General features: G+C 66.5%; 11 protein-coding genes and 1 riboswitch. Of the genes, 5 read left to right on the forward strand and 6 right to left on the reverse strand.

Going from position 1 to position 11,718, the window contains the following annotated elements; translation table 11 throughout:
• Positions 1-34: 34 nt before the first annotated feature.
• Positions 35-1,351 (reverse strand): NCS2 family permease, encoded by a 1,317-nt coding sequence (locus AC06FB_RS04685; RefSeq protein WP_053518892.1) that lies wholly within the window; start codon positions 1,349-1,351, stop codon positions 35-37.
• 84 nt (positions 1,352-1,435) lie between these two features.
• Positions 1,436-3,100, reverse strand: coding sequence for an energy-dependent translational throttle protein EttA (ettA, locus tag AC06FB_RS04690; RefSeq protein ID WP_005415249.1), 1,665 nt, complete (start codon positions 3,098-3,100; stop codon positions 1,436-1,438).
• 251 nt (positions 3,101-3,351) lie between these two features.
• Between ettA and AC06FB_RS04695 the strand changes: the two genes are divergently transcribed.
• The 5 genes from AC06FB_RS04695 (at position 3,352) to ribD (ending at position 7,676) form a co-directional block, all read left to right on the forward strand.
• Entirely contained in the window at positions 3,352-3,831 is a 480-nt protein-coding gene (locus tag AC06FB_RS04695) for an RcnB family protein (RefSeq protein ID WP_065175826.1), read from the forward strand.
• Positions 3,832-3,977: 146 nt separating this feature from the next.
• Positions 3,978-5,231: a serine hydroxymethyltransferase gene (glyA, locus tag AC06FB_RS04700; protein ID WP_065175825.1), complete on the forward strand. Its 1,254-nt coding sequence runs from the start codon at positions 3,978-3,980 to the stop codon at positions 5,229-5,231.
• An 82-nt stretch (positions 5,232-5,313) separates the two neighbouring features.
• Complete coding sequence (locus tag AC06FB_RS04705) at positions 5,314-5,748, forward strand: hypothetical protein (RefSeq protein WP_180876964.1); 435 nt, start codon at positions 5,314-5,316, stop codon at positions 5,746-5,748.
• Positions 5,749-5,965: 217 nt separating this feature from the next.
• Positions 5,966-6,487 carry a transcriptional regulator NrdR gene (gene nrdR / locus AC06FB_RS04710; protein ID WP_053518899.1) on the forward strand — a complete coding sequence of 174 codons (522 nt, stop codon included), beginning with the start codon at positions 5,966-5,968 and terminating at the stop codon, positions 6,485-6,487.
• 103 nt (positions 6,488-6,590) lie between these two features.
• The gene (gene ribD / locus AC06FB_RS04715) at positions 6,591-7,676 is read left to right on the forward strand and encodes a bifunctional diaminohydroxyphosphoribosylaminopyrimidine deaminase/5-amino-6-(5-phosphoribosylamino)uracil reductase RibD (protein WP_111186319.1); all 1,086 of its coding nucleotides are present in this window, start codon (positions 6,591-6,593) and stop codon (positions 7,674-7,676) included.
• A gap of 33 nt (positions 7,677-7,709) precedes the next feature.
• Here ribD and AC06FB_RS04720 read toward each other — a convergent pair whose 3' ends face one another.
• The 4 genes from AC06FB_RS04720 to AC06FB_RS04735 all read right to left on the reverse strand — a co-directional run bounded on the left by AC06FB_RS04720 (position 7,710) and on the right by AC06FB_RS04735 (position 11,285).
• A complete protein-coding gene (locus AC06FB_RS04720) occupies positions 7,710-8,669 on the reverse strand; it encodes a hypothetical protein (RefSeq protein ID WP_111186318.1) in 960 nt (319 codons plus the stop codon).
• Positions 8,670-8,808: 139 nt separating this feature from the next.
• Positions 8,809-9,462: a hypothetical protein gene (locus AC06FB_RS04725; RefSeq protein ID WP_322523250.1), complete on the reverse strand. Its 654-nt coding sequence runs from the start codon at positions 9,460-9,462 to the stop codon at positions 8,809-8,811.
• 168 nt (positions 9,463-9,630) lie between these two features.
• On the reverse strand, positions 9,631-10,515 hold the full coding sequence (locus tag AC06FB_RS04730) for a hypothetical protein (protein WP_277381396.1): 885 nt from the start codon (positions 10,513-10,515) through the stop codon (positions 9,631-9,633).
• Between the two features lie 146 nt (positions 10,516-10,661).
• Positions 10,662-11,285, reverse strand: coding sequence for a hypothetical protein (locus tag AC06FB_RS04735; protein WP_053518907.1), 624 nt, complete (start codon positions 11,283-11,285; stop codon positions 10,662-10,664).
• A 237-nt stretch (positions 11,286-11,522) separates the two neighbouring features.
• Positions 11,523-11,668: riboswitch (FMN riboswitch) on the forward strand.
• Positions 11,669-11,718: the final 50 nt, after the last annotated feature.

Below are 11,718 nucleotides of genomic sequence, written 5' to 3' on the forward strand. Positions count from 1 at the left end.
ACCAGCCCGCCGTGACAGCGGGCCCCTGCCCTGATTACTCCAGCGCGAAGCGCAGCACGAACAGCACGGCCACCAGCCACACCGCCGGATGCACCTCGCGCCAGCGGCCAGTGCCGGCCTTCAGCGCGGCGTAGGCGATGAAGCCGAAAGCCAGTCCATTGGCGATGGAGTAGGTGAACGGCATCGCCAGCGCGCACAGGGCCGCCGGCACCGATTCGGTGAGGTCGCTCCAGTCCACTTCCACCAGCTCGCGCAGCATCAACCCGGCAACGAACAGCAGGGCCGGTGCGGTGGCGTAGCTTGGCACCATCGAGGCCAGCGGCGAGAACAGCAGGGCGGCCAGGAACAGCGCGGCGACCACCAGGGCGGTGAGGCCGGTACGGCCACCCACCTGCACGCCCGAGGCGCTTTCGGCGAATGCCGTGGTGCTGCTGGTGCCCAGCATGGAGCCGGCGACGATTGCCGTGCTGTCGGCCAGCAGTGCACGGCCGAAACGCTTCTGCGCACCCGGCAGCTTCAGCAGGCCGGCGCGGCCGACCACCCCGTACAGCGTGCCGGTGGCATCGAACACCTCCACCAGCACGAACACCAGCACCACCTGCAGCAGTACCGCGATGGGGGCACCGCCGTCGTGGTGCAGCAGGCCCGGCAGGTCCAGCTGCAGGAAGGTCGGCGCCAGGCTTGGCGGCAGGGACACCAGTCCCTGGTACTGCACGTCGCCCAGCGCCCAGCCGGCCCCAGTGACCGCCAGGATGCCGATCAGGATCGCACCACGGATGCGGCGCGCCTCCAGCACGGCGATCAGCAGGAAGCCGGCCAGTGCCAGCAGCGGTGGGGCGGTGTTGAGCGGGCCCAGCGCCACCAGCGTGTCCTCGTTGCCGATGATCACCCCGGACTTCTGCAGGGCGATGATGGCCAGGAACAGGCCGATGCCGGCGACGATGGCTGAGCGCAGTGACGAAGGAATGCCGGATACCAGCCAGGCACGCACGCCGGTCAGCGACAGCACCAGGAACACCAGGCCGGAGATGAACACTGCCGCCAGCGCCTGCTGCCAGGGCAGGCCGGCGGCGCCGACCACGGTGAAGGCAAAGAACGCGTTCAGGCCCATGCCCGGAGCCATGCCGACCGGGAAATTGGCTGCCAGCGCCATCACCGTGGAGCCCAGCGCGGCCGCCAGGCAGGTGGCGACGAATACCGCGCCCGCATCCATGCCGGTGGTGCCGAGGATTTCGGGGTTGACGAAGACGATGTAGGACATCGTCAGGAAGGTGGTGACACCGGCCAGCAGCTCGGTGCGCACGGTGGTGCCGTGCTGCTGCAGCTGGAACAGGCGTTCGAACAGGGACATGGGGCTTCTCGTGAAGGTGTCTCCCGGCAAGCGGGCGACCCACAGAAGGAGAAAGGCCGCGCGAGCGCGGCCTTTCCCGTTGCGTTACTTCAGTGCCTTGAAGCGCAGGCGCTTCGGCGCAGCGTCATCGCCCATGCGGCGCTTCTTGTCTTCCTCGTACTCGCGGTAGTTGCCCTGGAAGAACTCCACGTGCGAGTCGCCTTCGAAAGCGATGATGTGCGTGGCGATGCGGTCCAGGAACCAGCGGTCGTGCGAGATCACGAAGGTGTTGCCCGGGAACTCCAGCAGCGCGTCTTCCAGCGCACGCAGCGTTTCGATGTCCAGGTCGTTGGACGGTTCGTCGAGCAGCAGCACGTTGCCACCCTGCAGCAGGGTCTTGGCCATGTGCAGGCGGCCACGCTCACCACCGGACAGCGAGCCGACCATCTTCTGCTGGTCCTGGCCCTTGAAGTTGAAGCGGCCGATGTAGGCGCGCGACTGGATCTCGATGCCGTTGATGTTGAGGATGTCCAGGCCACCGGCGATTTCCTGGAAGACGTTGTGGTTGCCTTCCAGCTTGTCGCGGCTCTGGTCCACGTAGGACAGCTGCACGGTCGGGCCGATCACGATCTCGCCCGAATCCGGCTTCTCCTGGCCGGTGATCATCTTGAACAGCGTCGACTTGCCGGCGCCGTTCGGGCCGATGATGCCGACGATCGCGCCCGGCGGAATCAGCATCGACAGGTTGTCGATCAGCAGGCGGTCGCCGAACTTCTTGGACACATTCTTGAACTCCATCACCATGTTGCCCAGGCGCTCGCCCGGCGGGATGAAGATTTCGTTGGTCTCGTTGCGCTTCTGGTAATCCTGCGACTGCAGCTCTTCCAGGCGGGCCAGACGGGCCTTGCCCTTGGAACGGCCGCCCTTGGCGTTCTGGCGCGACCACTCCAGTTCCTTCTGGATCGCCTTCTGGCGGGCCTTTTCCTGGTTTTCTTCCTGCTTCAGGCGCTCATCCTTCTGCACCAGCCATTCGGTGTAGTTGCCCTTCCACGGAATGCCGCGGCCGCGGTCCAGTTCCAGGATCCACTCGGCGGCGTTGTCCAGGAAGTAGCGATCGTGGGTAACGGCCACCACGGTGCCGGTGTAGCGCGCCAGGAACTGTTCCAGCCATTCCACCGACTCGGCGTCGAGGTGGTTGGTCGGTTCGTCCAGCAGCAGCATGTCCGGCTTCTGCAGCAGCAGGCGGCACAGCGCGACGCGGCGCTTTTCACCGCCGGACAGGTTGGCGATCTTGGCATCCCACGGCGGCAGGCGCAGCGCATCGGCAGCCACGTCCAGCTGGTTTTCCAGGGTGTGCGCGTCGCCGGCGGCCAGGATCGCCTCCAGGCGCTCCTGTTCCTTGGCCAGCGCGTCGAAGTCGGCGCCTTCCTCGGCGTAGGCAGCGTACACCGCCTCCAGCGCAGCCTGGGCCTGCAGCACTTCGCCCACGCCTTCCTCGACCGACTCGCGCACGGTCTTGTTCGGGTCCAGTTCCGGTTCCTGCGCCAGGTAGCCGACCTTGATGCCCGGCTGCGGGCGTGCCTCGCCCTCGAAATCGGTATCCACGCCGGCCATGATCTTCAGCACGGTCGACTTGCCGGCGCCGTTCAGGCCCAGCAGGCCGATCTTCGCGCCCGGGAAGAAGGACAGCGAGATGTCCTTGATGATCTGCCGCTTGGGCGGGACCACCTTGGACACGCGGTTCATGGTGTAGATGTATTGCGAGGACATGAGGTCTCCGTAGGCGCGACCCTGCGCCCGACCGTCACGGGAGGTTTCCCGGTGCGGCAGCGGGCACAGACTTGAATGGAATACCGCCAATTATAGCCGGAACCGGTTACCCGCCGCGCCACCGGGAGCCGGCCGGGCTGGCCGCGGCCTGAATCGCCGTCACAGTCCTGAAGCGGGAAGCGTTTCCAGCCGGAAACGGTTCAGATCCGGTGCGCAATATGGGGTCACCACCACCCAAGCAGAGGTCTGACATGCGCATCAATCGAGTAATGGCCGGAGCCGTGGCCTCTGTGCTGGCGCTCGGCGCGGTTGCCCCGGCATTTGCCGACGACGACCATCGCGGCCGCGGTCACGACCGCCGCGAGTGGCGGGAGGATCGTCGCGAGTGGCGACAGGACCGTCGTGACTGGGAGCGCGACCGCCGTGAGGCCCGGCGCGATTACCGGCAGGACCGCCGCGAGTGGCACCGTGACCATGACCGCTACTACCGCCCGGCACCGCCGCCGCGTGTGGTCTACCGCCCTGCCTACGGCCCCGGCTATGGCTGGAAGGTCGGGCACCGCTACCGCGACTACTATCGCGGCCCGATCTACGTGGTGAACGACTATCCGCGCTACCACCTGCGCCGTCCGCCGCATGGCCACCACTGGATCCGCGATGACCGCGGCAACATGCTGCTGGTGGCCATCGCCACCGGCGTGATCGCCCAGTACGTGCTCAGCAGCCGCTGAGGACCCCGCAAAATCACTCGGAACCATACGGGGCCGGATTCCTTCGAGGGATCCGGCCCCGTCCGTTTCGGCCCCAGCCGGCCGGTGCGGGGCTACAATCAGGGGCTGAGCCGTACACCCCCTTTCCCTGCCTGCTGGAGTACCCGATGTTCCCGCGTGACGTCCGCATCGAATCCTACGATCCCGAACTGGCCAAGGCCATCGCCGCTGAGACCCAGCGCCAGGAAGACCATGTCGAGCTGATCGCCAGCGAGAACTACACCAGCCCGGCAGTGATGGAAGCGCAGGGCAGCCAGCTGACCAACAAGTACGCCGAAGGCTATCCGGGCAAGCGCTACTACGGTGGTTGCGAATACGTGGACATCGCCGAGCAGCTGGCGATCGACCGCCTCAAGCAGCTGTTCGGCGCCGACTATGCCAACGTGCAGCCACACAGCGGCTCGCAGGCCAACCAGGCCGTGTACTTCGCGCTGCTGCAGCCGGGCGACACCATCCTCGGCATGAGCCTGGCCCACGGCGGCCACCTCACCCATGGCGCCAAGGTGAACGCCTCGGGCAAGCTGTTCAACGCCGTGCAGTACGGCGTGAACGACCAGGGCCTGATCGACTACGACGAAGTCGAGCGCCTGGCCCTGGAGCACAAGCCGAAGATGGTCGTGGCCGGCTTCTCGGCCTACTCGCAGGTGATCGACTGGGCACGCTTCCGCGCCATCGCCGACAAGGTCGGCGCCTACCTGTTCGTCGACATGGCCCATGTCGCCGGTCTTGTCGCCGCCGGCGTCTATCCGAGCCCGCTGGACCACGCCCACGTCGTCACCTCCACCACCCACAAGACCCTGCGCGGCCCGCGCGGCGGCATCATCGTCGCCAAGGGTGCCGATGAGGACCTGGTCAAGAAGCTGCAGTCGATCGTGTTCCCGGGTATCCAGGGCGGTCCGCTGATGCACGTCATCGCCGGCAAGGCGGTGGCCTTCAAGGAAGCGCTGGAACCGGCCTTCAAGACCTATCAGCAGCAGGTGGTGAAGAACGCCCAGGCGATGGCCAGCACGCTTATCGCGCGCGGCTACAAGATCGTCTCCGGCGGCACCCAGAACCACCTGATGCTGGTGGACATGATCGGCAAGGACGTGTCCGGCAAGGACGCGGAAGCGGCACTGGGCAAGGCGCACATCACCGTCAACAAGAACTCGGTGCCGAACGACCCGCGTTCGCCGTTCGTGACCTCGGGCCTGCGCCTGGGTACGCCGGCGGTGACCACCCGTGGCTACACCGAGCAGGACTGCGTGGATCTGGCCAACTGGATCGCCGATGTCCTCGATGCGCCGAACGATGACGCCGTGATCGCCCGCGTGCGCGACGCCGTCAGCGCGCAGTGCCGCAAGTACCCGGTCTACGGTTGATCGGCTGATGGGGTCGGATCCCGTCCCGCAGGGGAAGGGCTCTGACCCCGGCCCAGGGAGAGCAACGCACATGGATGAACGTATGGATGAACGTCTGCACAAGCGCCTGCACCTCGTGCAGGCCCTGCTGTTCGGGCTGCCAGGCGTGCTGCTGGGAGGCACCGTGGCCCTGGTGGGCGTGTACTCCGGCCTGACGCAGGAAACCCGCCTGCCGAGCCGGCTGTTGCTGGTGTGCTGGGGCAGCGCCGGGGCGCTGGGCATTGTTGCCTGGTTGTACATCGGCGCCGGTTTCCTGCTGCAGGGCCGGTCTGGCCTGCAGGCAGTGGGCCGGGTGTGGTGGGCGTTGCTGGCGCTGGGCGCGTTGGCTGCGGTGCCCGCCGTCGTGCTGGGGCTGGTGGTCGGCATGACCGAGCGCATGGAGGGCTTCAGCCTGTTGCTGTTCGGCCCGCCGCTGCTGCTGCCGGCGGCGCATCTGGCCTGGCTGCGCTGGCGGCCTGCTCACCTTCCGGGCGCCTGACTTTCCAGGCAGGTCGCATGGTGGTGCAGGGATCGCCTGTCCAGCCTCACGCATCAGGGTGTTTCCGAGTATTGGGGTGCATCTGGGACGGCTGCAGGGTTGCCCTTGACGAGGGGGCCGTATAGCACATGGAATTTGCCGGAAAGCCCCTTCTCAGGTACCTTTGCGACGCTGCCATGACCGTGGCATGTAGGTTGTCCCCTGAGCCAGGCGTTCCATGTATTGCCCCTTCTGCCAACATGCCGATACCCGGGTCATCGACTCGCGCGTCTCTGAAGACGGCGCGACGATCCGCCGTCGGCGTGAGTGCGAGGCCTGCAACGAGCGCTTCAGCACCCTGGAAACCGTCGAACTGAAGCTGCCGGCCATCGTCAAGAGCGATGGCACCCGCGAGGCCTTCGACCAGCGCAAGGTACGCGCCGGCTTTGATCGCGCGCTGCAGAAGCGTGCCGTGCCGGAAGACAAGATCGAAGCGGCGGTGCGTGCGGTGGTCCATCAGTTGCGCCTCAGTGGCGAGCGTGAAGTGCCTTCGATCAAGGTGGGCGAGTTCGTGATGAACGAGCTGCGCAAGCTCGATCACGTGGGGTACGTGCGATTCGCTTCGGTCTACCGCAGCTTCGAGGATGTGGCCGATTTCCGCGAGGAAATCGAAAAACTCGAACGCGAGCTGCCGGCCAGCACCGAACAGCTGCAGCTGTTGGGCGATGTGATCGCCCTGGCCAAGAAGAAGAAGGGCTGACCGCCTCTGCCTGGTTGGCACCGATGGCCGCATTCACTGGTGGGTGCCAACCCTGGTTGGCACCGATGGCATGGATCAACACCGGCAGCGTTACCATGGCCAGATGACCACCCCATTCTCCGTACTCGACCATCTGCACATGGCCAGCGCGCTGCGCCTGGCCGAGCGCGCCGCCTACACCACCCGCCCCAATCCGATGGTCGGCTGCGTGATCGCCCATGGTGAACGTGTGGTCGGGCAGGGCTGGCACCAGCGTGCCGGTGGCCCGCATGCCGAAGTATTCGCGTTGCGCGAGGCCGGTGATGAGGCGCGCGGTGCCACTGCCTACGTCACCCTTGAGCCCTGCGCGCATTACGGGCGCACACCCCCCTGCGCACTGGCACTGATCGAGGCCGGTGTATCGCGTGTGGTCGCTGCGCTGCGTGATCCCTTCCCGCAGGTCGATGGCGGCGGATTCGACCTGCTGCGCGGCGCCGGCATCGAGGTCGCCGAAGGGCTGATGGCGGCGCAGGCACGCGAGCTCAACAAGGGCTTTCTGTCACGCGTGGAGCGCAATCGCCCGTGGCTGCGGGTGAAGCTGGCCGCCAGCCTGGACGGGCGTACGGCGATGGCCGACGGCGCGTCCAAATGGATCACCGGAGCAGCGGCGCGCGAAGACGTGCAGCACTGGCGTGCACGCGCTGGCGCGATCCTGACCGGTGCCGATACCGTCCTGGCTGATGATCCGATGCTGACCGTGCGCCTGCGGGACGTCGACGTGATGCCGCCGCTGCGCGTCGTGCTCGATTCGCGCCTGCGTTCCCTGCAGTGCAGCCGCGTGCGCGAGGGTGGGGCACCCACGTTGTACCTGCACGATGCGGCGGTCAGCGCACCGGATGCCGCCGATGCCGAGTTCGCCTGCGTGCCCAGTGCCGACGGCCGTCTCGATCTTGGCGCGATGCTGACGCTGCTGGCCGGGCGCGGCATCAACGAAGTGCATACCGAAGCCGGCGCTACGCTGGCCGGTGCGCTGCTGCGCGGCGGCTGGGTGGATGAGCTGCTGCTGTACCAGGCGCCCACCCTGCTGGGTGACCAGGCCCGCCCGCTGCTGGCCGGGCTGGGCATCGAAGCGATGCAGCAGCAACGCCGGCTGCGCGTGGTCGAGCAATGCCAGGTGGGTGAGGACCTGCGCCTGCTGCTGCGCACATGATGCAGTGGCAGACGCCGTCCTCGGTCTGCACTGTCATTCGTGGAATCGGACCGAGGCGGCGATGGCATCAATCGCCTCTTCCACTTCCTGCGTGCTCTCCGCCGGCAGAATCGCGGCCAGACGGACAAACCGCTCACCTGGCCAGAGTGCAAGGTAGTGGCGGTAGTGACGCCCGTCGGGTGTGAGTCCATCAACGCGGTGCCCCTCGATGCCGCCGAACGGCACGTTGCTCCTCGAGGCAACGGTCCCTCCCTGGATGCGGACAGTTCCAGCAATCAACTGATCGGATACCTCCGCCAGATCGTCCGAATCAAACGGCAGAGAAAGCTGGGAGGCGACGACCACCAGAGGTTGGCGACCCTCGGGATCCGTATCCAGTTCACCGGCCGTAAGGATTACGGCCGAGTTTGCATGGGTGTCGATCAGCCGGAAGGGTGGCTCGGGTCTGACGCTGAAGGGCATGGCGGCGACTTTCTCCTCAAGCGTGGCCTGCGCGCCAAGGGTCACCGAGGCCAGAGCACGCATTGCCTGCTTGTGCGTCAGCCCATGTTCGCGCGGGGCCTGGATCGTGATCATGACCGTTGGAGAGCCGCTGAACAGCGCAACCCACTTGTCGAAGGTGTAACCGTGGGCGATCTGGCTGCCAATGACCACCGGAATCGTCCGCCCGTCGCTGGTGACCGATTCCAGACGGTCGACCCGGACGCCCTGGCTGGCAAAGCGGTTGCGCGCGGTTGCCTCGTCTACAAACAGTCCGCTGACGGCGGCACGGGCGTCGGCGGGCAGTTCGGCGACCAGGATGCTGGCGCGACCATCTTCGCTGGCGAAGCCGGAGAAATGGGGTGCTGGCGCGAATCCCGGAGGTGGCACGAGGCTGACGACCGAGCCGGGTATGGCCATCGGGGTCTGAGCGCCCTGCGCGCAGCCGATCAGCAGCAGGGAGGGCAGCAGCCGCAGCGCGGCGCGAGCAAGGGGTCTGAGCGAAGCGAACATCTGTATTTCCAACATGATGAGAGATGAGATACGTGGTGACTCGTGGCGGCTCTGCCAGCAGACACCAATGGCGCTCGGTGTCCCTTGTGAGCAGCGCTGCGTCCACGGCTCGGCATCGGCGCGTCGCTGGACGGCCTGCTCAGTCGTGCAGGATGGTCGCGGCTTCATCGCCAGCGATATGCCGGTTCCATGCTTCGAACGGCATCAGGTGCAGCAGGATGGTCCGGTACAGCTGTTCCGAACGGGCCTCATGCACATCGCCATGGCGATAGGAGGACCATCCCACCATATGGGTGCGATGCAATGCCGCCGGTGCGCTGCGAAGGTGGGCGGCGTAGGCGCTGAAGAACACATCGCTGTGCTGCGCCTGCCCGCCAGGCCCGGCCTGGCGCAGTGCCCGGTACAGCGCGAACGTGGGCGCCGGATCGGGCAACGCGCAGGCGAGCGTGAATTGACCGATCTCGGGGCTGCCCAGCGGCAGGAACGCCTCGGCGTGGCAGGTGGCCGTCGACAGTCGCGCCAGCAGTGCATCGGTGACATCCTGCATCACCGCCGCCGAGGGCGGCACGATCTGCTGCTGCCGCAACCAGGTGGGCAGATCATCGAGGCTGCGCTGCCAATCGATTCCGTTGCGAGGAACAGCGGCAGCGTCCCACAGGGTCAGCTGGTCGCGCGCAGCCGGATCGTGCTGGAGGACAACACGCGCCTGCAGCGTGTACTCCTGTTCCGGCGTGTGTGGCGCGGCAATGCACACGCTGGTGAACAGACAGGACAGAGCGGCGAGCAGGCGCATGTATGGGGCCGGGAAGGGTGCTGCAGGATCGGCCCCGGCACCCTGTGAATCAATGCAACAAGTTGCAAGCGGGGTCATGCAGCGCATGTCCCCGCTGCGATGCCATCATCACGCGATCAGGTGCATTCGAGTGTCGCCGGGCGTGGCCCGGCGCTAGCACTTAGCGGCTCAGGTGCATTCGTCGGTCCACATCATCTCGGCCAGCGGGCGCAGTGCCTTGCACTCCTGCGTCATCTCCTCGGCCGACTGCACCTGCGCTTTGGCCTTCAGCTCTTCGGCCATCGCGTCCACGCCACTGATCTGGTCGGGTGCGATCTTCGCCACGCAGGCGCGGTGCTGCTGCAGCAGCAGGTCGCAGCCCGGTATGCCGGTCACTTTCGGCGCGTTGGCCGCCTGCGCGTCCTGCATCCAGTCTTCGAACGGTGCCAGCGCACCGGCCACGGTGCCCACCAAGTCATCGAAGTTGCCGCTGTACCAGTAGCCGTTGTCCTTGGCCGGGTAGAGGGTGAAGGTGCCGCTGACCGGCACGCGTGCACCACTCTGCAGCGCTTGGGTGTAGGCGTCGGTGAACTGCTTGCGCGAGGCCGGGCTGGCATGGTCGGCCAGGCTGGCGGCGAACAGCGGGCGGACCTTGCCCAGGTCGGGCACCTGGCAGGTGTAGGTGATCCGCGCCAGCTTCTGGTCTTCAACGTATTCGTTGTCTTCGATCACGCTCTGGGTTGCGCGGCACTTCGAATCACGCAGCGCCTTGGCGTACAGGGTTTCGGTGGCCGCAGCGTCGACCTTGGCGCCGGTGCTGGCCAGCACGGTCTGCCAGGGTTCGGCCAATGCCTTGGCCAGCGCCCCCGGGTTCGGGGTCACGGCATCCTGGCCCTCGAACGCCGGCTTCAGCGCGTCGTTGAGCGTGCGCGTGGCGGTCGCGTCGTCTTCCAGCAGTACGCGGGCATAGAGATCGAACGTCTGTTCGGGGCTCAGCTGCGTCGAGGCGGCGCTGGCGAACAAGGGAGCGCACAACAGTGCAGTGGCCAGCAGGGAGCGCAGGGGGGTCTTCATGACAGTGATTCCGGGTCCAGAGGCGGGCAAGCCTAGCGCATCTGCCCACGCTTTCGATGGCGCGATGCAGCCAGATAACGGTGTGCAGCGGAAAAAAAACGGGCCCCTTGCGGGGCCCGTTCGATCGCACGACGAGGATCGGGCAATCAGAAGCTGGCGCGGACGCCGGCCGAGAACTGGGTGACATCGCGCTGGCCGGAGACTTCTCCCACCAGGCCCCAGGTCGGGGTGAAATTGATCTGGCCACCGACGGTGCCGACCCAGGTGCCCTTGAAGTCGTTGCCGCCATCCATGTAGCCGGCCTTGGCCCACGCTTCGGTCTTCGGCGAAGGCTTGCCACGCACGCCCATGGTGGCGCGGGCCAGGTTGGTGTGATCCTTCAGGTGTTCGCGGCCGAACAGATCCGATTTCACGGTCAGCTCGGCGTTCTGGCGCACCCAGGCGATGTCGGCGGTGTAGTCCAGGCGGTCCGTCCACGGCATGTGGTAGCCGATGCCCAGCTCAGGCTGGTCCAGTTCGAACTTGGCCGACGCACCGGTGAAGTGGTAGCTCTTGCTGGTACGCGACCAGCTGCCGAACACGTGCACCTGCTCGGCCAGCGCGAACGAACCGCGCACGTAGCCGCCGTCAAGCTTCGGGTCGTTGAAATCGCTGTCGTCGGTCTTGACCTGGGTCCAGCCACCTTCGACGTAGGTGTAGCTCAGCCCTTCGGCGGCCGAGGCCAGCGGAGCGACGGCCAGCAGGCTGGCGATGATCAGGAGCTTGCGCATGGGAATTCCTGTGAATTGCAGTCCATTGGCGGGCGCGCCGGAGGCGCCGCCCGTGGCGACGTCATGTCGTCCGCGGCGAATTTTAATGAAAGTTTTACAAAATGCGAGAGACAGCCGTCACAGGCTGGGCAGGCTTGGGGTCAGATCCGTTTCCCGCCGGGAAACGGCTGCGGCGCCGGGCATCCCACCCCGTTCAGCACGGGCTGGTACACTTGCTGCGCCGGTTCGCCGGTACACAAACGTCTTCAGGGCGGGGTGCAACTCCCCACCGGCGGTAGGTGCGCAAGCACGAGCCCGCGAGCGCCCCGGTCCACGGCCGGGGGTCAGCAGATCCGGTTCAAGGCCGGAGCCGACGGTCATAGTCCGGATGAAAGAAGACGGTGCCACAGGGCTCATGCCCTGCGCGTGCCTGTTTGCCTTGCGGCGTTTTTCG

This window comes from Stenotrophomonas sp. Steno-C15, assembly GCF_056393265.1.